Below are 22,813 nucleotides of genomic sequence, written 5' to 3' on the forward strand. Positions count from 1 at the left end.
AATCCTCCTAAATAGTCACTTCTCGGCTTGCTGCAAACAAATACAGCAGACGCTCCTTGATCGGGATTCTGAGGATCGATTCAACCGCTTCCTGATAGACGGTCAACTGAACGCCATAACGCTCGGCCATCTCCGTATTGACATCGCTTATGTGCGATATCCGATCGGTCTTGTAATCCAGCAGAACCCAACCGTCCTGTTCTTCAAAAAGGCAATCGACGATTCCCTGGATAATCTGATGGTCTCCGTCCTCATCCGCTTTTGCGTAAGTAAAAGGAACTTCCCGTTTGATGTTTTTCGCCGAACGGAGACGTGCAGCAGTATCGCTTTCATAAAATCTTTCCAGTTCTTCGATCTTCACCGCTTTTCCCTCGTCGGGCGAAAGGATCTCCATCCCGACCAGCGTTTCGATGAACTCTTTTATTTCAGCGGCATCCATTGTGCGATCCAATGGAATGTGCTGCATGACCGCATGGACAGCAGTACCGACATCGGCCGCTGACAAGCGTTTGTCCATCATGAAATCAGGACGGTGCAACAACACCGTTCTTTCGGGCTTTGCCGTTTGGATAAAGGATTCAGGCTCATCCAGACGCTGCAGCATCTGCAGCCGTTTCATTTCCGTCACAGACTGCTTAGAACGTTTCTCAACCGCTTTTTGGTGCGGATATTGATAGTTGAAGCGATCGTTGACCAGCTGCTGATAATTTTCATTGGAATCATCGCCTTCCAGCAGCTCTTCCAAATTCACAACTCCTGGGAGCAATGACTGGGACTCAATAATTTCAATATGGAAGCGGGAGGAATGATCAAGAACATTGCCATTGACATTCAATTGTTCAGCGGCATCCGGATGTCTGGCAAGAGCGGGGCCAATCCAGTCCAAATAACCTTTTGCACGTGACCGCAAGAAATCCGGCAGCCGGACATCTTGTGTACCGACTTTCCATTTTTCAAAAAGCTTATCGATTTCCTTAACGGAAGCCGTCAAATACAGACGCTCTTTTGCCCGTGTCATCGCTACATATAAAACCCGCATTTCTTCCGCTTTCATCTGCAGCTGCTTCATTTCTCTGACCGCAAGGAATGGCAAGGATGTATATTCAATCCGCGTATCAGGATTGACCGCCTTAACAGCCAATCCATAATCCTGATCGAACAGGTAGGATTTTCTGAAATCCATTTCATTGAAAGAGCGGCCTGTACCGGCAAAGAATACTACTGGAAACTCAAGTCCCTTCGACTTGTGGACTGTCATGAGCCGAACGACATTTTCTTTTTCGCTGAGCGATTTCGCTGTACCCAAATCATCTCCACGTTCGCGCATGCGATCAATGAAGCGCAAAAAGCGGAACAGTCCGCGGAAAGAGGTTTTCTCATATTCCAACGCCCGGTCATGCAACGCACGCAAATTGGCCTGGCGCTGCTTGCCATTGGTCATGGCGCCTGCCATCTCGTAATAGTTCGTATCCAGGTAAACCTGCCAGATCAATTCCGCCAAAGAGCCTCTGCGGGCCTGGTTGCGCCACCCCTCCAGCTGAATGATAAAGCGTTGAAGTTTCACCGCTGTGCCACGATCAATTCCTGTACCGGCTCGCATGAAGGTTTTCAGCGCTTCATAAAACGAAGCCTGAGGCGCCGCTAAGCGGATCTCGGCCAACTCATTCTCTTTCAAGCCGATGAACGGTGCCCGCAAAACAGAAGCAAGCGGAATGTCCTGATATGGATTGTCGATGACGCGCAGTGTATTGAGCATGATCATTACTTCGAGTGCGTCAAAGTAGCCGCCTGTCAATTCAGCGTATAAAGGAATCCCTGCCATTTTAAATTCGTCCACAAAGTCTCCAGACCAAGTCATGGAGCGCATCAAAACAACGATATCCCGGTATTCAAGTTTTCGTTGCTGCTGGGTCCAGGGGTCATTGACGACCATTTCCTGGTCCATCATCTCTTTGATTTTTTTGGCGATATAACGCGCTTCCCACTGCGATTTCACCAGGTCCTCATCCATAACTTCCTCTTCTGTTTCCGGTTCATGGATCAGAGCCAGTTCAATCGGTACCTGCTGCTCGGGATAAGGTGCCTTCGCTTTTAGCGCCGCTGCTTCGTCATAGTCGATTTCCCCGACCCGCTCTCCCATAATCTGCGAGAATATATAGTTGGTGCCATCCAATATTTCCTTACGGCTCCTGAAATTCGCATTCAAATCGATGCGCAGCCCGGCATCTTTTGCATCGTGGCGAAAACGGGAATATTTCCCCAGGAATAGCATCGGTTCAGCGAGCCTGAATCGGTAGATCGATTGTTTGACGTCGCCCACCATAAACAGATTGCCGTCTTGTTCAGTTCCTGACTTCACTAAATTCAAAATGGTTTCCTGCAGCAGATTGGTGTCCTGATATTCATCCACCAGAACTTCCTTGAAGCGATCCTGGTATTCTTTTGCAATGGCCGATGGTTTGCCATCATCCGATAAGATTTCAAGTGCATAATGCTCCAAGTCAGAGAAATCAACCAGTGCCCGGTCGATCTTGAGGGCTTTATATTGATCCGCAAAAAGCTGCGTCAGTTCCACTAAGGTTTTCATCAAAGGCGCCATTTCACGCATTTCGTCGAGCAGGCGTTTAGGCGACCTCGTAAAATAGGCATCGAACAGGCCGTTGACGATTTTCTTCACTTCATTGCGCATCGCTTTCGCTTCGTCTGCAACTGCAGGGTCACAAGAATCTTTCTTGATACTGGCCGCTTTTTCGAATTTGAAGGACTTTGAAAAAGCATAAAGGCTGTCCCAGGAAGTCTCTAAAGCAGAAAGAGCCGATTGGATCACTTCTGTGTCTGTCTTGAAGGTATTTTCCAGGAGAGCGGGGCCATCCGGCTGCAAAGCCAATTGCAGTCCCTCCTGCGTCAGCTGCAGCGCTTCCTCTAAAGCATGACGTATCGTTAGTTTCAAGTCACCGGTAAACGGCAATTCATCGATGCTGGCTGATTCCGGCACCTCGTATAATGCGGGTACTTGCTGCAGCCAGCCTACAGGATCTGGATGGACACGCGAATAATCATAGAGCTTGCTAAGCAGCACCTCCATCGCCTGGTCGCTGCGGTCGGAAGTAAAACTGTCCGCCAACCTATATACTGCCTCAGCCCCTTCCCCCTCATAAGCCGTTTCAAGAACAGCTTCCAGGACATCATCCCGCAGCAAAGCCGCTTCTGTCTCTCCTGCAATCCGGAACCCCGGGTCAATTTCAAGCAAATAGGCATATTGTTTCACCACCTGCAGACAAAATGAATGCAATGTGGAGATTTGTGCTTTATTGATCAGCCGTAATTGCTTACGCAAATGGGTTGAATCAGGGTTTTCTGCAACAGCTTTTTCTAATGCATTCGACATGCGGTGACGCATTTCAGCAGCTGAGGCATTGGTGAAAGTAACGACCAAAAGTTCGTCCACTGAAATGGGATCTTCCTCGGCCAGCACCTTTTCAATCATCCGATTGATCAGGACAGCCGTTTTTCCTGAACCGGCTGCTGCTGAAACAAGCATGTCCTGTCCTGTTGCCCAAATCGCCAGCCATTGTTCATCCGTCCATGTGGCATCAGTCGGTTTTATCGGTATCATCTTCAGCGGTCTCCTTTCTGATCAACTCTACTGCTTTGTCCGGCGATAATGCCGGTAATTTCCGATAAGTCTGTGTTGGGTCCGCTGGGTCGAACTGGCAGACAGAGCGATAGGAACAGAATTGGCATGGTGTGTCTTCTTTGACCTTATAAGGGGTGATGCTCGTGTTGCCGTCCAATATGCCATTACCGGCCTGTTGATGCTTACTGCGGACAAATTGGCGGATGGCATGCATATCCTCTTTAGCAACTGTTTTCGACTGGGAAGCGGACACTTCACCGCTTTTATTGAGCCTTACGGGTATGACATTGGAATAGCCGTCAATCCCATCGTCCATCGCCTGAATCACTTCCGGATCTTCGACGACCAAACCGTTCATTTTAAAAGATTTGGCCATTTCTTCTTCGAGTTCTTCTGTTGTCATGAGCTTCGTCAATTTCAACATCGGATTATGCATATGGAAATACAATACACCAGCGGGTTCTGCTTCATCTCCAAGCCATCGTTCGGAATGTGTCAGTGCCACATCGAGATATGTGAAAGTTTGCAAAGACAGGCCATGATAGACATGGCTGAGGTCGAGCCCTTGTTTGGACGATTTGTAATCGACGACACGTAAATACGGTTTGCCATGGATTTCAGTCGAATCGATACGGTCGATACGGCCCCGGACATTCATTTTGCGTCCGTTTTTCAAAGAAATATCGAGGGGGGGAATCGTTTCTTGCGGACCGAATCCAACCTCCAGCGCAACTGGCACAAATCCAGATACTTTGGCATGCTTGCTGAGCATAAATGCTGTCTGCCGGATGATGCCTTCCAATTTATGCTGGATATAGCGATAGCGATGGGAACTGATCAGGATATGGTTGACGAAATATGGCGACAGCTGCTCAATTGCTTCTTTCGCTAAGTTTTGGCATTGTGTTCGGGTCAGCGATGACCAGGAGACCCCAAGCCTTAGGACTTCGTCTGAGATCCACTTAATTGCCGCATGGAAAAGATCCCCCATAGCGGGAGCAGCCAGTTTGTACTGGCTGCGTTCTTCAAGACGCAGCCCATATGCTGCATAATGCGCAAATGGACAGCCGTAATAGGTTTCAACCCGCGATACGCTGGACGAGATCGGCGTACCATATAAAGGTTCGGCGATGTCTCCTCGCAGTGGATCCGCTATATTCGGTTTGATCGGCGCTAAAATTCGTTTTATGACCGAAGACCACAACGGATCTTCCTCATAATAGTTCAAGACAGCACGCCATTCAGCTGACAATTTTCCGCCACGGATCTGTGAAGTCAAATAAGCCAGACTTGCCCTCGGGTGTGAAATATAGGCCATTGGAGAAACATCCAAAAGCTCTTCGGGATCGATGACTGCCGGAACGGTGTCAATCGACAGCATATCCTTCAACTTCTGGATATAGAGGGAAGGCAGCAAAGCTTTTCCTTCTTCATCTGCAATCGGGTACGAGACCGTCAACAGATCGGACGCCGACGTAAAGGCACGGTAAACCATATAAGTCTCATCCATCAGACGCATTTTCGAAGTAGGCGCCAGCTCAAAACCGATCTGCGCAAACCACTCGCGATCCGTATCAGTCAAAAGCCCTTCCTGCTCGATGCGCTTCGGCAATACGCCGTCATTGGCGCCGATAACAAACACCGACTTGATATCCATCAGACGCGCTAAATCGATTTTAGAGACCGTGACCTGGTCAAGGGAAGGCGGAATCCGTGAAAATTCAAGCGTTTCAAACCCTTCGTCAAGGATTTTGACTGCTGTCGCCAAGTCGATTTCCTTATCTCCGAACATCAAGACAAACTGATCCAGCACTCCGATCCACTGATTCCAGGCCTGTTCGTGTTCAGTAGCTGCCAGTAGACGATGCTCGCTTTCTTCCCGTTCTTTCAAATCTTGGATTTTCGCATAAACGTCCATCTTTTCTATAAAAAGAAAGAGAGCTTCTGCGATATCCCTACCTGTTTTGCTGAGCTTCAGCTGTTCCTTTAACTGCGCTAAAGGCTCTCTGATTAGATCACGGACCGCATGAAGCTCCATTTGAGCCGACAGTTCTTCATCCGTTTGGATGGATGTATGAAATTCCAGACCCCGGTATTTCTTATAGAACCAGCGCTTCTCTTCAAACCAACGTTCCCCATAAATGCCATTGGCAATGACAAAGTTCTCCAGCAGATCGCTTCGTTCCCGCCATTTTGTAGCCGGTCCCTGCGGAAAGAACAAATCTGTTTTAACCGCCCGGAAAATGGATTCATAAGAATAATTGGAGACGGTCGCTTCAAGGACCGAACGGCTGAATTCAATCAACGGGTGATGCAGCATCGACTTTTTCTGGCTTATGAAATAAGGGATTTCATATTGTGGAAAAATAGTGTTGATCAGTTCATCATAGATTTCAGGCTGTCTGTACAGAATGGCCATTTCATTGTACCGAAAGCCTTTTCTGGCTTGGTCTCTGATCCTCCTTGCCACTGCGTGCATTTCTGCTCTCCTGTTCGATGCTTCAACAAGGGATACACGGCCTTGGCCTTGAATCTTTCTGGTCGGATAATCATCGAAATGCCGTTCGATGTGCTCCAGTTCAGGATGAGAAAATCTGCGCGGTACAAAAAGATGCACAGAACCATCAATCTCGACACCCTCTTTTGCAGCCTGTTCGCTTAATCGGCGGGCGGTATTGGCAGACTGATAGAACAGTGCCTGCTCGTCGTTCGGATCCGTCCCTTCATCCATCGGTAAGGCAATGGTCACAGATTTGGCATGTTTCATCAATTCAAATAGAATTTCATATTCTCTTGCTGTAAACGTTACAAAACCATCGATATAGATCGTGGATGATTTGATCAGTTCCGAATATGGTATTTTTTCGCTCAGCAAAGCCAGGTGGCCTTCGGAATCTACGAACACTTTTCCTAAACGGTTTTCAATCTCTGTCAGGATCAATTCCAGATCTTCCGCTTTATCCAACAGCGTTTTCGGCGCTCCCACTTCAGTTAATGAGGAGCGGATTGAACTGAATTCTCCGCAATCCACACAATAGCGGGCAAATTCCTTCACCAATTGTTCTATTTGGTCGGTAAATCCCCTTTTGCCGGCAGCTCTGCGGAACAATTGGAATTCTTCCCGATGTTCTTCCAACAGACTGCGGATCAGCATCCGGTAACCGAAGGTATCCACTTCTTTCCTGCTGATTCCTCCCACTTCCTGCAGCACGCGCCAGGCAAGCCTTTTAAAGGTGACTGCCTGCGCCCGAATCATGCCATTCATGCCATATGCAGCAGAAAGACGATATTCGGTAGAAAACGACATCTGGTCCGGCACGATAAGAAAAATAGGATCCCCATCCGCCTGCCGTTTTAATTCCTCCACTATTTCATCTTGGACAAAACGGGTTTTCCCCGCTCCCGCCCTGCCATATACAATGCGTAAAGACACATGATCACTCCCTTGAATAAGAACGTTTGTTCTAATTATACGACTATCCCAAGATGTTTGCCAACACCAAGACTATTTATTGCTTCTGCTTTTTACGCTCTTCATTTGCCAGACGATATTCAGCTTCCACTTTTTTATTTAATCGTTTTTCAAGAATTTTACCGATTATATACAACAGAATAATGACAAGGATGACAACGGCAGTCCGAACCGGCTGGGTAAAAAGAGCACGCAGGTCATAACCGACAAAAGAAATCGTGAAGACCATGACAAATTTCCCTGCCATGACCGTCAGCAGATAATAATATCTGCGGATGTTTGATAGGCCAGCTACGAGGTTGACCAGAGCAGACGGCGTAAAGGGCAGGCACAACAGCAGGAACAGCGGTCCAAACCCGTTCCGCTCCACCCAATGAATCAGTTTTTGCACTTTTTCATGCCTTGTCATAAAGTTCATGAAACGCGCCCTTCCGTATTTGCGGATCAATAGGAACACTGCATATGCACCTACAACAGAACCTCCCCACGACAATAGGAAACCAAACCATAATCCGTAAGCTGTTGCATTGGCGAATACAAAGACGAACAATGGCAAAAACGGCAGGAACGCTTCAATGAACGGCAACAGGAAACCGATCAATGGACCAAAAGCCCGGTAGGATTGCGTCAATTCAACAATATTCTCCATGGAAAAAAAATCCGACATAAGCTCATTCCTTTAAAGTACAAAATTTTTAAAAATGCTGATAAAAAATTTAAAGCTTGTATGATATGCTATTATAATTACTTTACACTCTTTCAATGGGTTTGGAAAAGGAAATACATATACATAAGGAGCGAGAAAAATGGATAGACGCGAGTTTGCTGCTGGGATAAAGGCTGGAACCAGTATAGCAATCGGCTATTTTCCAATAGCATTGACATTTGGTCTATTGGCCAAGACAACCGGCCTGTCGCTGTGGGAAGCAACAGCGATGAGCATATTTGTTTTTGCAGGAGCCGCACAATATATTTCCCTTTCTCTCATCACAGCTGGGGTAGCCCCAGCCGTGATTGTTCTGAATACCTTTATCGTCAACATCCGGCATTTTCTAATGACGGCTGCACTCAATGAAAAGATGCAGCCAGATGACCGGTGGAAAAAAGCTCTCTATGCTTTTGGCATCACAGATGAATCATTTTCTGTACTGGCCACTCAAAAAGGCAATAAATTAAGTACCACTTTTGCCGCCGGAGTCATCCTCATCGCTTATGGAAGCTGGATCATCTTCACTGCAATCGGCCACCTGATCGGCGCCAATTTGCCACAATTCCTACAAGCTTCCATGTCGATTGCCCTTTACGCTATGTTCGTCGGATTATTGGTGCCTTCGATGCGCGGTAATCGCAAAGTAGTCAGCTTGGCCCTTATTGCAGGCTTGGTCAATTCCTTCTTTTATTTCACAGAATGGCTGTCCACAGGCTGGGCCATCATGGTCTCGACTTTGGCATCTGCCATTTTCATTGAATGGATTTCCCGGAAAGAGGTGAAAGAATAATGGGGGCATGGTATTGGTGGATGGTACTTGGCATGGCAGTTGTGACTTATATTCCCCGCGCCATTCCGCTGACTTTTCTGGAGGGCAAGGAACTGCCGGAACCGGTCCAAAACATTTTACGCAATATTCCCTACGCCGTATTGGGTGCGTTGATTTTCCCTGCTATCTTTTTTATCCAGGAAAATATTTGGTTTGGGATCATCGGTGCCATTGCTGCATTCGGAATCGCCTTTACAGGCGCGAATGTTATGGTTGTCGTCCTTGGTTCCATCGCAGTGCTGGCAATTTACAGCATATTCATATAAAATCGCAGAAAAAAAGCCGTTACTCATCTTCATGAGCTTCGGCTTTTTTTCTGCGATTGAACATATTAGTGGAATACCAGAATCCGACAGTAAGAGATGCCGCATTGGCGATGAACAGCAGCCATGTATGGGTATAACCCGCATAAACTGCTGCCGCCATAAGTGCCACAGTCAAAATCAATGCAACAATGTGGTTGAACGTGACTCTCGTAAACAAAATGACGAGCAATCCCGGCACCAAAAGAGACAGGAAAAATTTCGTTATCATTGATTCCATTTAGTTAGCTCCTTAATTGACCACTAATAATCCCAGGCGATGATGGTCATGACGGAAAATAACATGTTGGCGCAAACGCACTTCCAGGTTATGGTCCAAAACTTCCAAGCGGCAGTGGGCGGCGTTGACCTGAATCGCTTCATACAGCTCCGATTCATTTGAAATGGCGATGCCATTTACTTTGCGGATCACTTCGCCGCGCAGCAAGCCCATCTTATCGGCAGGAGAACCCGGCAGAACATCCACAATCATAACGCCTTGGGACTGCGGCGTTACAGCATAATTGCCGCTGCGTTCCTTCAATGCGAAATGGATTGTGATGGCGATGCGTCCGATCACTCCGGCTGCGAGTGCAACTGCTGCCAGCGGCTGCCATAATAACGCGGCCAGTCCGACAACAATGATGCCGATCCCTAAAGTGGAAACGGCTTTACCGACCAACGGATAAAGATATACCGGCAATGTCCGCTGTGAGCGCCCCAGGAATCCGAAGACGAATGGGAAAAGAATCAGCGAGAAGCTGGTTTCACCAATCGGCAACTGAGGCCAGTAAGGTGCATACGAATCAATCACCGTACCTGGCACCACCAATAGAATCGGCAATAGCCATAAGCGTTTCGATAGATAAGCTGCGGCTTTAAGGCCGCGTCCCGATTTATGTAAACGGGGTGAAGCAGCGTCTGCCGCTGCTTTGTTGATCATTTTTCCTTCTGCGAAGACCAGTGCCCCTGCAATAAGTGCGACAGGAACAAGCCATTCATAAGCAAAAGCTGTACCTTCAAACTCAAATAAACCAAAATTCAATGACCAGCCATTGGCATTAACTAACCAGCTGAGGCCGACTGCTGCTGCAGCCAAGTAGACGAATGACCCTGCCTGATAAAAAGTCGTAGCCATCAAAAGAATGGAGACGATGCTCAAAGCAATCAGCCAATCCATCGGCACAACCAATCCGATTCCGGCAAAAAGCACGGAGAAGACAAGAGCGTACAACCAGCCATCCTTCAACAGCCGTTTGAATTCGGTCAAACCATAAACAATCCGAATCCTGAATATTCTTCGTTCCTTCTTTACTCGATAATATCCCAACAGCACTGCAGCGAGCAATGCTATGTATAAAACCGGATTTACAAAAAATCTACCAATCGCTAACATTAAATCCATTATCACTATACTTACACCATCCTATCACCGGCAATTGACGCTATCTCTCATTGTAACAAAGAAAACCGGCTTTCTGCATTTCTTTTTCAGTTAAATGAACGCGGAGCCCAATTGCTCCAAAATATCTTCAGTTCCTTCAATTCCAGCAGACAGCCGGATCACTCGGCGAGTTACGCCGATTCGCTCTTTTTCTTCAGCTGACAGCGCTCTGTGGGAAGTTCCGTATGGATACGAAACTGTCGTTTCCACGCCTGCCAGAGTCGGTACAATTTTTATCCAGCCCAGTGAGGAAAAGAACTTCGACACATCAACTGTTTCCGGCAATTCGAAAGATACGATCGCCCCTACGCCTGGATACCAGACACGTGCCTTGTCCTCCAGAAATGCAGCAATCGCCTGCGCATTTTCTGTTTGTGTCTTCATTCGAAGAGCCAGCGTCTTAATGCCACGAATCGTGAGCCAAGCTTCGAAAGGACTTAAATTCAACCCCAAATTCACTACACGTTTCTCTGCAATGCCGATCAGCTCCGCGTCCCCTACCAAAACACCGGCAGTGACGTCGCTGTGGCCACCAAGGTACTTGGTCGCACTGTGAGCAACTAGATCCGCGCCAAGCGAATAAGGCGTCATTGTGTAAGGTGTAGCAAAGGTATTGTCGATCATGACCCGGACGTCGTAATGCCGCTTCAACTGGCAAAGAACTTCGATATCTTCCAGACGCAAAAACGGATTGGTGATCGATTCACTGAATATCAGTTTGATTTCAGGAGTATCAATCAGGATTTGCTCGATTTTGCTGATATTCGAGAAATCGGCAAAATGAACTTGGATTCCCATGAGGACAAGTTCTTCTTTCAATAAATGGAATGTTCCGCCATACACATCCTGTGCGGCCAGAACATGATCGCCTGTTTTAACAACCGACAGGATTCCGGCAAGAATCGCAGAAGTTCCTGAAGATGCCGAAACGCCTTTCGGGGCAAGCTCTAAATCAGCTACAGTTTGTCCAAGTGCATCGGTATTCGGATTGGCTGTACGTGAATACAGGTAAGTGCCATTTCCTTCATAATAGCCTTCAAGTTCTTCCAAAGAAGAAAAAGAAAATGCGGAAGTCTGGTAAAGCGGCATAACTTTCGATTGGATCGTCCGTTCCTTCATCGTTGCTGTGTGCACTGATTTCGTTTCAATTGACGCCATTAGTCCATCTCCTATTCCAATTCTGCAATTAGTTGTTCCATCATGGGTTCGTCCATGGGGCCTACCACTTTATTTTGGATGCGCCCATTCGTATCGATCATATAAGAAGTCGGGATGGATGCCGCTTGATAAGTTGAACCTACATCGCCATTTTCATCCATCGGAATCGGAAATTCCAATCCGAATTCTTCAACAAACTCCTCAATTTTCCCAAGACCTTTATCTTTAGTCGTTAAATTGACTGCCAGGATTACAACATTTTCGTCTTCAGCCTGTTCGTCATAATAACTTTGCATATGCGGCATTTCTGCTCGGCACGGAGGACACCAGGTTGCCCAGAAATTCAGCATTACTTTTTTTCCTTGATAATCCGAAAGCTTAACTTTTTCGCCATCCAAGGTAGTCAACTGAAAATCCGGAGCTTTTTCTCCTATAGCCAACCCTTCATCTGTCGGCAAAAAATCCACATCGCTGCCAAGAGCCATGTTATCGAGTGCTTCGGATTCCGCCATATTATTCTGAACAGCGCCGATGATGACGAGCGCCACCATAACAGCAAGCACCAATAAGCCGATTATCTTTTTAGGCATCTGTTATTCACTCCATTCAACTTTCATCATACGATAAATTGGACAGTTTGTTCCACTAAGATTGCTAAAAAATGTGACAGAATAACAGGAATTTAAAAAACAGCCGACATGAGATGCCGGCTGTCCTGAACTTATAATGAAACATAGCTGGCTGGATTCACGGCATTTGTGCGTCCGCCGTTCCAAGGTCCAACATGGATTTCGAAATGCAGGTGATCACCGAATGATCTTCCGGTATTCCCCATTCCACCTATGTTTTGTCCTTGTGAAACCTGCTGTCCAACTGACACGCCAATCGAATTCAGATGAGCGTATACAGTTGCATGCGTTTGGCCATTAATCGAATGGGTGATGATGACTACGTTGCCGTAGCCGCCCATTGAACCGGCGTAGGATACAAATCCGTTCGCAGCTGCCACGATCGCAGTGCCTTTGCTGTTGGCAATATCTACGCCCTGGTGAAACTCCGGACCAGAACCGATATCGCGCCAGCCGAATTTAGAAGTAAAACGTCCGGCAGCCGGACGGATAAATCCAGAACTTGCATTCACAGAAACTGCCGGTGCCGGCGCGCTGTAAGCCGGTGCCGGCGCAGCGGCAACAGGAGCACTTGGTGCTTCAGGCTTGCTGACCGATTTTTGCGAAGCTGCCTTTGCCTTGTCTTCAGCGACGCGTTCAGCTGCCGCCCGTTCTGCCGCTGCTCGTTCAGCTGCCGCTTTTTCTGCTGCGGCTTTTTCTGCTGCGGCGCGTTCTGCAGCTAGCTTACGCAAGCGCTCTTCTTCAGCTTTTCTTGCCAATTCCGCAAGCCGCGCTTGTTCGTTGGCAATCTTTGTTTCAAGTTCCGCACTCACGTCAATCGCTTCTTCGCGTTGCTGGACAAGTGTAGTCTTTTCTTTTGCTAAACGGTCCTGTTCAGCTTTCAGGTCTTTCACATGGCCAGCTTGTTCAGCTTTCTGCCCGTCTAATGATTTCTTGAGGTCAACAAGTTCTGCACGGCGTTGTTCCTGCTCTGCAAGCTTTGTCTCAACTTGTGCTTTTTGTTCACCTAAAAGCTTTTTATCTTCAGCTTGTTCGTTCATGATTTCGCGATCTGCATCAATCAAGGTGTTCACTGCCGAAAAACGGTCAATGAAATCAACAAAGCTGTTTGCACCCAGCAATACGTCTATGTAATCCACAGAGCCGCCGCTCAATTGGATGGCACGTGCACGTTCTTGAAGCAACTCTGTCCGTTCAGCAATTTTTCTTTCCAGTTCTTCAATGGATTTTTTCAGGTCATCGATTTCAACGATTGTCTGATCGATTTCACCTTGCACTCCATTGATTTTTGACTGGGTTTCCTGCATTTGGTTCTCCAGCTCCTGGATTTTAGCCATGATGCTTTCCAGTGTGGATTGGTTTTGATTCATTTCAGTGGATTTTTCACTGATTCCAGAATTCAATTCATTTTCTTTTTGTTCTATTTTTTGCTGCTCTTGCTGCAATTCACTTAAGGTATCAGCGTTTGCTGTTGGAATCAACAAGGTAAGCGCTAATACGGATGAAACACCAGTCAACAACCATTTCGACTTCGAGTTCAAGTTTGTGATCCCCTTTCGGCTTTACGCTCTTTTTCTATCTATCTCTAGTTTAAGCCATACCATTCAAACGGTCTGAGGTCTCTTTATAATACCTGCAGACCGTTCTTATATCTATAATTATACACGCAAAAATTTTCTGATTGACATGAAGCTTCCCCAGATACCGATAAATACGCCCATCAATAAGATCAAGGCACTTACCTGGTAGATGAATGGGGTGAACTCCAATAGCTGGAAGAGTTCTCCACTTAAACGGGGTTGTGCAAATTCAGTTATTTTTTTGTAGAGCAATGCGACCAGGCCAATCGGAATGAGTGAGCCTAAGATTCCAAGCCACATGCCTTCCAAAATGAATGGAATACGCACGAACCAGTTTGTAGCACCTACTAATTTCATGATTTCGATTTCACGGCGTCTTGCGACAATCGTAATTCGAATCGTATTTGATATAAGGAACATAGCCGTGAACAACAGCGCCAGGATTAAAATCAGTCCGACGTTCCGTCCGGCATTCAAAAAGTTAAAGAGCTTCTCTATCTTGCCTTCACCGTATTTGACGTCCTCTATACTTTCTAAAGCCGCAATCCCGGTTGCTACTGCTTCAGTTTGCTGTGGATCAAGTGCTTTTACATAAAAAACATCGAACAATGGATTGCTTTGTTCGAATAAGCTCAACTCATCCCCGAAATCAAGGACCAAGTCGGTCAGTTCTTCTTCTTTTGTCGAAAAATCAGTAGATTCTACACCAGGCATTTGGACAATCCGAGATTCCAGATCCTCTATTGTCTCTTCTGTAGCATCTAAGGAAACAAATACTTTAATTTCAACATCATTTTCGAGATCGTCGGCCACTTTGTTCAGGTTCATCATAATGAGAACAAATACACCGACCAACAATAGCGTTACCGTCACTGCGCTTACGGATGCGAATGTCATCCAGCTGTTGCGGCCAATACTTTTGAAACTTTCCTTGAAATGGCGCATCATCGTTCTAGCTTTCATAGCCGTAGTCACCTCCAGCTACATCACGGACAATCAAGCCGCCCTCTATTGCAATTACACGATGTCGCCGTGTATTCACGATTTGCTGATTGTGTGTTGCCATAATAATGGTCGTACCCGCTTTGTTGATGCGTTCGAACAGGTTCATGATATCCCAGGCTGTTTCGGGGTCCAGATTTCCTGTCGGCTCATCTGCAATCATCACTTTCGGCATATTGACGATAGATCGCGCGATGGACACACGTTGCTGTTCGCCTCCGGACAATTCCGTCGGAAACATTTTAGCTTTATGTTTCAACCCGACCAGATCCAACACTTCCATGACCCGTTTTTTGATGGCCGCGGGCTTTTCTTCAATTACTTCCAACGCAAATGCTACATTTTCATAGACATTCAGTTTTGTCAGCAATTTAAAATCCTGAAATACGACGCCAATCTGGCGGCGCAGCATCGGAACTTTCCGGTTCTTTAATGTTGCTATGTCAATATCGTCAACGAACATCTGTCCTGAGGACGGACGTTCTTCACGATACATCATTTTGATGAATGTCGATTTACCTGCACCACTCGGGCCTACGATATATACGAATTCCCCTTGCTCAATTTCAACATTGAGACCGTTTAGGGCGACAATTCCATTCGGATACTTTTTGTAGACGTTCTTCATTTGAATCATTTTTATTACCCACCTAATATTAATTGGCATATGCCAACATTATTTCCTTGGAATTTTGCAGCAAACTTATTATAACACCTTAAACATATATTTTTATTACATTTCTGTATCATTTGGAATTCAAATTGAATAATCTGAACTATAAGAAAATTTAATTTTATAGATATTAATCTATCAAATAAGTTCCATATTATACCTCAAAAAGTATAGAAAAGTATTAAAAACGCTTATATTTTAGCATAAAAAAATAAACCTGCTGTTCGGCAGGTTTATTCCATGTTCGCTAAATATTCTGCAACCGCTACCGCTTCATCACCTTCGATGATATTAGCAGGCATTGCACCTTGTCCATTTTCAATGACAGAAAGGATCTCTTCCTGTGATAAACGGGATCCCACGTCATTCAAAGGCGGGAAGTTTCCTTGACCCTCCAGATTTTCACCATGGCAGGAAATGCAATTTTGTTGAACCACTTGCTCGGCATCAACGGCCGTTGTTTCTCCTCCGCCATCTGCAGGCGCTTCTGCAGGCTCTTCTACAGGAGTTTCTACAGGTTCCGTCGTTTCTTCACCGCCACATGCGCCAAGTATGAGTGCCGTACCGAACAGCATCGCCATCAATTGCTTTTTCATTTGGTGACCTCCTCTTATGAATTCTTCTACATATTAGAGTATACCAAAGTTATGGCCTTTTAAAACCCTCGCCGAGAACTTCAGAAGCATCTGAAACGATTACAAAGGCGCTAGGGTCGATATATTTGACCAATTGTTTCAGTCTCGTAAATTCTGTTTGAGGAATAACCACCATCAATAACGGCTTTTCCGTCCCTGAATAGCCCCCGGTCGCAGTCAGTTCCGTCACGCCCCGATCAACTTCTTCGTAAATGGCGTCCCGGATTTCCATCTGCTTGTTGGTGATGATATAGACCAGCTTTGATTGGCCGAACCCCACTTGGACCAAGTCGATGGTTTTCGTCGTAACATATAATCCGATCAAAGCGTATAGCCCTTTTTCAATATCGAAGACCAGCGCTGCTGCCAGCACGATAAAGCCGTCGATCATTGCGACACTCGTGCCAAGAGTCAAGCCCGTATACTTCGTGATGATTTGGGCTGCAAGGTCTGTTCCGCCTGTGGATGCTTTCCCGCGGAAGACGATGCCCAGCCCAAGCCCAACCATAATCCCGCCGAATAAAGCGCCAAGTAAAGGATCTTGGGTCCAAGGCTCCCACGTTTCCGTCAAAAATACGACAAAAGGCAAAAAGACTGTTCCCACAGCCGTTTTAATCCCAAAATTCTTACCCAGTAAGATCAATCCCGCAATAAACAGCGGAATATTGAAAGCCCATTGAACAAAAGCCGGTTTCCATTCGAACAATCCTTTCAAAATGGTACTGATGCCGCTTACGCCTCCTGAAGCCACTTCATTCGGCAATAAAAATACATTAAAGGAAATTGCCACAATCGCTGATCCAACGATCACACTGGCATAATCCAGGAATAAGGTCAGCAGTGGATGTGGATCTTTGCGGATACGTCGATTTTTTTTAGTCATCTGTTCTTCTTCCTCTTCTCTCTTCTGTTCGGTTAAACCCTGTCAGAGTATACCAAAGGTGCTGAGCTTTGTGAACTTCATCCAGGTAAAGCAAAGCATTGCCTGATCAGAATAAAGCGTTCACCAAGTGGAACGGCACAATGAAAGAGGCCATAGCGCAAAAAAGTCCGAAAGCGGTTAAGCTTCCGGACTTTCCACATATTTTATCAATCCATTTTCGAACGCAAGAGAGAGTTGATGAATCCATCAATGTCCCCGTCCATGACCGCGCCTAAATTACCGGTTTCATAGTTGGTTCGGTGATCTTTAACCATTGAATATGGATGGAATACATAGGAACGGATCTGGCTTCCCCAGCCAATTTCCTTTTGTTCTCCACGAATTTCAAGAAGGCGCGCTTCTTCTTCTTCGATTTTTAAAGCATATAATTTTGCTTTCAACATTTGCATTGCTTTTTCACGGTTCTTGATTTGTGAACGTTCCTGCTGGCACGTCACCACAGCCCCTGTTGGAAGGTGCGTGATGCGGACAGCGGAATCCGTAGTGTTGATGTGCTGTCCACCCGCACCACTTGCCCGGTACGTATCGATTTTTAAATCTTCGGTGCGGATATCAATTTCAATCTCACCTGTGAATTCCGGCATCACTTCGCAGGAAACAAATGAAGTATGGCGGCGCCCTGATGAGTCGAAAGGCGAAATACGGACTAAGCGGTGAACCCCTTTTTCGGCTTTCAGGTAACCATAGGCATTATGGCCGCGAATTCCAAGCGTAACAGATTTGACTCCAGCCTCATCGCCAGCCTGGTAGTCCAGCGTCTCCACCTTGAAGCCGCGCTTTTCCGCCCATCGTGTATACATCCTCAATAACATGGAACACCAGTCCTGTGATTCTGTACCACCTGCACCTGGATGTAATTCCAAGATGGCATTGTTCTTATCATAAGGTTCGCTGAGCAGCATCGTTAATTCATAATCCGCCAGCTTGGAATTGAATTCCTTCATTTCATTATCGACGTCTTCATGCAGATCCTCATCATCTTCTTCTCTTAAAAGTTCCAAGGACATTTCCATACTTTCCTGCGTTTCCACGAAATCGTAATAAGTGTTCACAATTTCCTTTAATCCATTCAATTCCGTAATGACAGTTTGTGCTGACTCCTGATCATTCCAAAAAGCGGGATCCAACATCATTTCATCTAATTCCTGAATGCGGGCTTCTTTGTTCTCTAAGTCAAAGAGACCCCCTAAAGTCCGCCAGCTTGCTGGCTGATTTGTCGAGCTGGTTACGAATGTCTGCTAATTCCATCATTATATGTTCCTCCTCAAAATAACACCGAAGAGCATAAGCTCTTCGGTATTTTCACACGCTCTTATGAAGCTGTTCCATGGCAATTCTTATACTTCTTGCCGCTGCCGCATGGGCAAAGATCATTGCGGCCGACTTCCATATCTTTGCGGACAGGAACCTTTTTCTTTTTCGGAGCTGGTCCGTCTTCTTTCGGATTGACTGCCTGGCCTTTCGCCACTTCCTCACGTTCAAGGTTGTTGCGGATTTCAGCCTTCATCGAATACTTCGCGACATCTTCTTCAATAGCTTCAACCATCGCCTCGAACATTGCAAAGCCTTCGCTTTGGTATTCACGAAGTGGATCGTTTTGTCCATAAGCACGCAAATGGATCCCCTGGCGCAGTTGATCCATCGCATCGATATGATCGATCCACTTGGTATCAATCGAACGGAGAAGAACAACTTTTTCGAATTCGCGCATCCGGTCAGGCGTCATTTCAATCTCTTTTTCATCGTAATGCTTAGTAACAGCGGCTTTAATGAAGTCAATGAGCTCTTCCTGGGATTTCCCTTGAAGATCTGCTTCGGTCACTGTGTTTTCAGGAAGAAGGTTTGCTGAAATTAGTTCTGACAGTGTTTTCAGGTGCCAGTCATCCTGCTTTTCTTCTACAGTATGCGTGTAGACCATCCGCTCAATTGAACTGTTGATCATATTTTCAACCAGTGCACGCATATTTTCAGTTTCCAGAACTTCCATACGTTCTTTATAGATGATTTCGCGCTGTTGGCGAAGAACATCATCGTATTGAAGCAGGCGCTTTCGAGCATCGAAGTTATTGCCTTCCACCCGTTTTTGCGCCGACTCTACAGAACGCGTCACCATCTTCGATTGCAATGGCTGGGAATCATCCATTCCCAGTTTGCCCATCATATTGCGCATAGCATCCGATCCGAATCGGCGCATTAAATCGTCTTCGAGAGACAGATAGAATTGAGTAACACCCGGATCTCCCTGGCGGCCTGAACGTCCGCGCAGCTGATTATCAATACGGCGGGATTCATGGCGCTCTGTACCAATGACCGCCAGACCACCGGCTTCGATGACACCTTCACCAAGCTTGATATCGGTGCCTCGTCCTGCCATATTGGTTGCAATGGTCACAGAACCTTTTTGGCCTGCATTTAAAATAATTTCCGCTTCATGCGCGTGATTCTTCGCGTTCAATACGGAATGCTTGATGCCTTTTTTCGTCAAATACTCCGAAATGATTTCAGATGTCTCGATTGCTACAGTACCTACCAGCACCGGCTGGCCTTTGGCATTGCGCTCTGCAATGTCATCTCCCACTGCTTTGTACTTACCGGCAGTTGTGGAATAAATCAAATCAACATGGTCTTCACGGATGATCGGTTTATTCGTCGGAATCACAATGACATACATATTGTAGATATTGCGGAATTCTTCTTCCTCAGTCTTAGCTGTACCGGTCATACCAGACAATTTGTCATACATACGGAAATAGTTCTGGAAAGTGATTGTAGCCATAGTCATCGATTCATTTTGGATTTCCAGGCCTTCTTTAGCTTCGATTGCCTGGTGAAGACCATCCGAATACCGGCGCCCCTTCATCAGACGGCCTGTAAACTGGTCGACGATGACCACTTCCCCTTCCTGTACCACGTAATCCACATCTTTGTGCATCGTAACGTATGCCTTCAATGATTGATTGATTGTGTGGTTCAAGCGAACATGGCTGATATCGAAAAGGTTATCGATGCCGAATGCTTTCTCGACTTTCTCGATGCCTTCCTCCGTCAGAACGACTCCTTTGGTTGTTTCATCGTACGTATAATCTGTATCTTTTCTCAATAGGCGCGCAAAAGCATTCGACTGCTGATACAATTGAGCCGCTTTAGCTGCCTGTCCGGAAATGATCAAAGGCGTCCGCGCTTCATCGATCAAGATGGAATCGACTTCATCGATTACTGCGTAATTCAATGGACGCTGGACCATCTCTTCTTTGTAAAGCACCATATTGTCCCGGAGATAATCAAAACCCAGTTCGTTATTGGTGCTATAAGTGACATCCGCCTGGTAAGCTGCCCGTTTTTCGTCTTTGGTCAACGAGTTTAAATTCAAGCCGACAGACAATCCAAGCCATTCATAAAGCTGACCCATCTCCAAAGCATCACGGCTGGCCAAGTATTCGTTGACCGTTACCACATGAACCCCTTTTTTACTGATGGCATTCAAGTAAACAGACAGTGTGGAAGTCAAGGTCTTACCTTCACCTGTCTTCATCTCTGAAATATTCCCTTCGTGCAGGGAAACAGCGCCCATGATCTGGACGCGGAATGGGTAAAGTCCAAGCACGCGCTTCGAGGCTTCCCGAATAGTCGCGAACGCTTCAGGCAGCAAGTCATTCAACGCTTCGCCTTTGGCATGGCGCCCAATAAATTCTTCTGTTTTCGCTTGCAATGCTTCATCAGACAAAGCTGCAAAATCTGAAGCCAACGCCTCTACACGATCCGCTACTTTTTCCAATCGTTTCAAATCCCGTTTATTCGGATCAAATACCTTATTTAATACTCCTAGCATAATTATACCGCTCCCTGCGTAAGTGTCCGCCGGCATCCAACACACCGGATGATCGCTTTAGCTTTTATAGTGTCCTATTAAACATTTTGCTTAATGGGCATAGTTATCCAAATCATCTTCAGTCGATTCAAAAAAAATCTCACTATTCATTTTAACACTGCGCCCAAAAGCGTGCAAATAATGACGTCAGCTATTCTTTTGCCGGATGGAAGAAACAGCCTTGCCCGCTTTGAACACTGAGCAATCAGGATTTCATTAATTTACAGGAAACAAAAAAGCCTCTCGCTTGGAGAGGCTTTACTGTTCAACACAGTTTAGCTTAAAAACTATTCAATTTTTATTGTGCGGAAGTTTCGATCAAGCCGTAGCTTCCATCTTTACGTTTGTAGACGATATTCGTTTCATTGGATTCTGCGTCAGTGAAGACAAAGAAATTGTGTCCAAGCATATTCATCTGCAAAACCGCTTCTTCTTCATCCATCGGTTTCAAGTCAAACTGCTTAGTACGGACGATTGTGAAATCCTCATCCTCTTCTTCAGCTTCGTTTTGATTGCGAGTATCGTTCTCGGCAGTAGCAAATGCAAGTCCCATACCGTCGCGCTCACGGAATTTACGGTTTACTTTTGTTTTGTACTTGCGAATTTGACGCTCCAGCTTGCTGACGATCAAATCTATTGCAGCGTACATATCATCATGCCGCTCTTCAGCACGTAATGTCAGGTTTTTCATTGGTATTGTAACTTCCACTTTTGTTTGGCTGTGGTTATATGATTTCAAGTTGACCATTGCGGTAGCATTAGCACCGTCTGTGAAATAGCGTTCAATCTTTTCAACTTTCTTTTCAATGTGGTCACGTATTGCGGGAGTTACCTCAATATTTTCGCCTCTGATGTTAAATTGCAACATGTTAACTCCTCCTTCTATTGTGCTACCTGTACACTTCTACATCTTCCCTTGTCTTTCCTTCTTAAAACCAAAAAAGTTTTAACAGTATTGATTACAGGTAAACATTATGACAAGGAGATGAAGTTTATGTTCACTAATAAAACAGTCATTGTTACAGGTGCCTCCCAAGGCATCGGCAAGAGCATCGCAACACATTTCGCTGCAGAAAATGCACGGGTCATCGGATTGGATGTCCAACCCGTCGAACTGGAAGGGGTAGAATATCGGGCATGCGACGTCGGCAATTTCAATGAGGTCGTCGCCGTATTCAAGAAAATCAATGAAGATTACGGTGCTGTCCATGCCTTGATCAACAATGCGGGAATTTCCACCTTCAAATCCATCTGGGAGGTGGATGAGCAGGAATGGGATCATGTCCTGGACACGAACCTGAAAAGTGTCTTTATCTGCAGCAGGGAAGCTGCACGCTATATGACGGACGATATCCGTTCCATCATCAACATGACCTCGACACGCGCATTCATGTCGGAGCCCAATACTGAAACTTATTCGGCATCAAAAGGCGGTATTTTTGCTTTGACCCATTCACTTGCTGCCACTTTCAGCGAAAAAGGAATTCGCGTCAACTCCATCGCCCCTGGCTGGATCCATACCGGAGACACAACAGAACTGCGTGACGTCGACCATCACCAACATTGGAGCGGCCGCGTCGGTGAACCAGCCGACATAGCCCGGGCCTGCCTGTTCCTAAGCAACCCACAAAACTCATTCATCACAGGAGAATGCCTGAACATCGACGGCGGCATGACACGGAAAATGATCTATGAACATTAGAATAGAAAAGCGGAGGCAGCCGCTTAGCTCCGACAAGCGCTGGAAGCATTACCGGTAATGGCGGTCTTTGCCATTGCTGGTAATGCTGAAGCGACTCGAGGAGCTGGCTGCCGGAGTCTGGACACTGAAAAGCGGAAGCGGCCGTTCAGCTCCGAAAGGCATAAGACGATCTGACGAAGCGGCGTCCTTTGCCGCATAGTCAGAGTGGCTTATGACCCGAGGAGCTGGCC

18 protein-coding genes are annotated in these 22,813 nt (G+C 46.2%); 3 read left to right on the forward strand and 15 right to left on the reverse strand.

Going from position 1 to position 22,813, the window contains the following annotated elements; all coding sequences use genetic code 11:
• Positions 1 to 7: 7 nt before the first annotated feature.
• The 3 genes from addA to Q0785_RS05680 form a co-directional block, all read right to left on the reverse strand.
• Positions 8 to 3,616: a helicase-exonuclease AddAB subunit AddA gene (gene addA, locus Q0785_RS05670; RefSeq protein WP_298826834.1), complete on the reverse strand. Its 3,609-nt coding sequence runs from the start codon at positions 3,614 to 3,616 to the stop codon at positions 8 to 10.
• Positions 3,594 to 7,070 (reverse strand): helicase-exonuclease AddAB subunit AddB, encoded by a 3,477-nt coding sequence (gene addB, locus Q0785_RS05675; RefSeq protein ID WP_298826836.1) that lies wholly within the window; start codon positions 7,068 to 7,070, stop codon positions 3,594 to 3,596. The genes addA and addB overlap by 23 nt, the downstream gene beginning before the upstream one ends.
• A gap of 76 nt (positions 7,071 to 7,146) precedes the next feature.
• Positions 7,147 to 7,776 (reverse strand): TVP38/TMEM64 family protein, encoded by a 630-nt coding sequence (locus tag Q0785_RS05680; RefSeq protein ID WP_298826839.1) that lies wholly within the window; start codon positions 7,774 to 7,776, stop codon positions 7,147 to 7,149.
• Between the two features lie 139 nt (positions 7,777 to 7,915).
• On the opposite strand from Q0785_RS05680, the gene Q0785_RS05685 reads away from it, so the two are divergent.
• Complete coding sequence (locus Q0785_RS05685; RefSeq protein WP_298826842.1) at positions 7,916 to 8,608, forward strand: AzlC family ABC transporter permease; 693 nt, start codon at positions 7,916 to 7,918, stop codon at positions 8,606 to 8,608.
• Entirely contained in the window at positions 8,608 to 8,913 is a 306-nt protein-coding gene (locus Q0785_RS05690) for an AzlD domain-containing protein (RefSeq protein WP_298826845.1), read from the forward strand. The genes Q0785_RS05685 and Q0785_RS05690 overlap by 1 nt, the downstream gene beginning before the upstream one ends.
• A gap of 19 nt (positions 8,914 to 8,932) precedes the next feature.
• Here Q0785_RS05690 and Q0785_RS05695 read toward each other — a convergent pair whose 3' ends face one another.
• The 12 genes from Q0785_RS05695 to raiA all read right to left on the reverse strand — a co-directional run bounded on the left by Q0785_RS05695 (position 8,933) and on the right by raiA (position 21,749).
• Positions 8,933 to 9,190 carry a CsbA family protein gene (locus Q0785_RS05695; RefSeq protein ID WP_298826847.1) on the reverse strand — a complete coding sequence of 86 codons (258 nt, stop codon included), beginning with the start codon at positions 9,188 to 9,190 and terminating at the stop codon, positions 8,933 to 8,935.
• Positions 9,191 to 9,202: 12 nt separating this feature from the next.
• Positions 9,203 to 10,219, reverse strand: coding sequence for a PDZ domain-containing protein (locus Q0785_RS05700; RefSeq protein ID WP_298826850.1), 1,017 nt, complete (start codon positions 10,217 to 10,219; stop codon positions 9,203 to 9,205).
• 225 nt (positions 10,220 to 10,444) lie between these two features.
• Complete coding sequence (locus tag Q0785_RS05705; protein WP_298826852.1) at positions 10,445 to 11,551, reverse strand: PLP-dependent aspartate aminotransferase family protein; 1,107 nt, start codon at positions 11,549 to 11,551, stop codon at positions 10,445 to 10,447.
• Between the two features lie 11 nt (positions 11,552 to 11,562).
• Positions 11,563 to 12,141 (reverse strand): redoxin domain-containing protein, encoded by a 579-nt coding sequence (locus tag Q0785_RS05710; RefSeq protein WP_298826856.1) that lies wholly within the window; start codon positions 12,139 to 12,141, stop codon positions 11,563 to 11,565.
• Between the two features lie 131 nt (positions 12,142 to 12,272).
• Positions 12,273 to 13,721, reverse strand: a complete 1,449-nt coding sequence (locus Q0785_RS05715) for a M23 family metallopeptidase (RefSeq protein ID WP_298826859.1) — start codon at positions 13,719 to 13,721, stop codon at positions 12,273 to 12,275.
• Between the two features lie 117 nt (positions 13,722 to 13,838).
• Complete coding sequence (ftsX, locus tag Q0785_RS05720; protein WP_298826862.1) at positions 13,839 to 14,723, reverse strand: permease-like cell division protein FtsX; 885 nt, start codon at positions 14,721 to 14,723, stop codon at positions 13,839 to 13,841.
• Positions 14,713 to 15,399 (reverse strand): cell division ATP-binding protein FtsE, encoded by a 687-nt coding sequence (ftsE, locus tag Q0785_RS05725; protein ID WP_298826865.1) that lies wholly within the window; start codon positions 15,397 to 15,399, stop codon positions 14,713 to 14,715. The genes ftsX and ftsE overlap by 11 nt, the downstream gene beginning before the upstream one ends.
• Before the next feature lie 269 nt (positions 15,400 to 15,668).
• A complete protein-coding gene (gene cccB / locus Q0785_RS05730) occupies positions 15,669 to 16,031 on the reverse strand; it encodes a cytochrome c551 (RefSeq protein ID WP_298826867.1) in 363 nt (120 codons plus the stop codon).
• Between the two features lie 49 nt (positions 16,032 to 16,080).
• On the reverse strand, positions 16,081 to 16,953 hold the full coding sequence (locus Q0785_RS05735) for a YitT family protein (protein WP_298826870.1): 873 nt from the start codon (positions 16,951 to 16,953) through the stop codon (positions 16,081 to 16,083).
• A gap of 206 nt (positions 16,954 to 17,159) precedes the next feature.
• Positions 17,160 to 18,261, reverse strand: a protein-coding gene (gene prfB, locus Q0785_RS05740) for a peptide chain release factor 2 (protein ID WP_298827320.1) whose coding sequence is annotated in 2 segments (ribosomal slippage) — positions 17,160 to 18,188 and positions 18,190 to 18,261 — 1,101 coding nt in all. Because the reading frame shifts where the segments join, the coding sequence is not laid out codon by codon here.
• Positions 18,262 to 18,325: 64 nt separating this feature from the next.
• A complete protein-coding gene (secA, locus tag Q0785_RS05745; RefSeq protein WP_298826873.1) occupies positions 18,326 to 20,842 on the reverse strand; it encodes a preprotein translocase subunit SecA in 2,517 nt (838 codons plus the stop codon).
• Between the two features lie 337 nt (positions 20,843 to 21,179).
• The gene (raiA, locus tag Q0785_RS05750; RefSeq protein ID WP_298826876.1) at positions 21,180 to 21,749 is read right to left on the reverse strand and encodes a ribosome-associated translation inhibitor RaiA; all 570 of its coding nucleotides are present in this window, start codon (positions 21,747 to 21,749) and stop codon (positions 21,180 to 21,182) included.
• A 126-nt stretch (positions 21,750 to 21,875) separates the two neighbouring features.
• Between raiA and Q0785_RS05755 the strand changes: the two genes are divergently transcribed.
• Positions 21,876 to 22,583 (forward strand): SDR family oxidoreductase, encoded by a 708-nt coding sequence (locus Q0785_RS05755; RefSeq protein ID WP_298826879.1) that lies wholly within the window; start codon positions 21,876 to 21,878, stop codon positions 22,581 to 22,583.
• The last annotated feature ends 230 nt before the right edge of the window (positions 22,584 to 22,813 follow it).

Origin of the sequence: uncultured Planococcus sp. (genome assembly GCF_947501725.1) — a bacterium.
In the GTDB taxonomy this organism is placed as follows: domain Bacteria; phylum Bacillota; class Bacilli; order Bacillales_A; family Planococcaceae; genus Planococcus; species Planococcus donghaensis_C.

Coding starts and splice junctions, on each gene's coding strand:
- addA (WP_298826834.1), bottom strand. CDS start 3,616: ATGATACCGATAAAACCGACTGATGCCACATGGACGGATGAACAATGG.
- Q0785_RS05680 (WP_298826839.1), bottom strand. CDS start 7,776: ATGTCGGATTTTTTTTCCATGGAGAATATTGTTGAATTGACGCAATCC.
- Q0785_RS05685 (WP_298826842.1), top strand. CDS start 7,916: ATGGATAGACGCGAGTTTGCTGCTGGGATAAAGGCTGGAACCAGTATA.
- Q0785_RS05690 (WP_298826845.1), top strand. CDS start 8,608: ATGGGGGCATGGTATTGGTGGATGGTACTTGGCATGGCAGTTGTGACT.
- Q0785_RS05695 (WP_298826847.1), bottom strand. CDS start 9,190: ATGGAATCAATGATAACGAAATTTTTCCTGTCTCTTTTGGTGCCGGGA.
- Q0785_RS05705 (WP_298826852.1), bottom strand. CDS start 11,551: ATGGCGTCAATTGAAACGAAATCAGTGCACACAGCAACGATGAAGGAA.
- Q0785_RS05710 (WP_298826856.1), bottom strand. CDS start 12,141: ATGCCTAAAAAGATAATCGGCTTATTGGTGCTTGCTGTTATGGTGGCG.
- ftsX (WP_298826862.1), bottom strand. CDS start 14,723: ATGAAAGCTAGAACGATGATGCGCCATTTCAAGGAAAGTTTCAAAAGT.
- ftsE (WP_298826865.1), bottom strand. CDS start 15,399: ATGATTCAAATGAAGAACGTCTACAAAAAGTATCCGAATGGAATTGTC.
- cccB (WP_298826867.1), bottom strand. CDS start 16,031: ATGAAAAAGCAATTGATGGCGATGCTGTTCGGTACGGCACTCATACTT.
- Q0785_RS05735 (WP_298826870.1), bottom strand. CDS start 16,953: ATGACTAAAAAAAATCGACGTATCCGCAAAGATCCACATCCACTGCTG.
- secA (WP_298826873.1), bottom strand. CDS start 20,842: ATGCTAGGAGTATTAAATAAGGTATTTGATCCGAATAAACGGGATTTG.
- raiA (WP_298826876.1), bottom strand. CDS start 21,749: ATGTTGCAATTTAACATCAGAGGCGAAAATATTGAGGTAACTCCCGCA.
- Q0785_RS05755 (WP_298826879.1), top strand. CDS start 21,876: ATGTTCACTAATAAAACAGTCATTGTTACAGGTGCCTCCCAAGGCATC.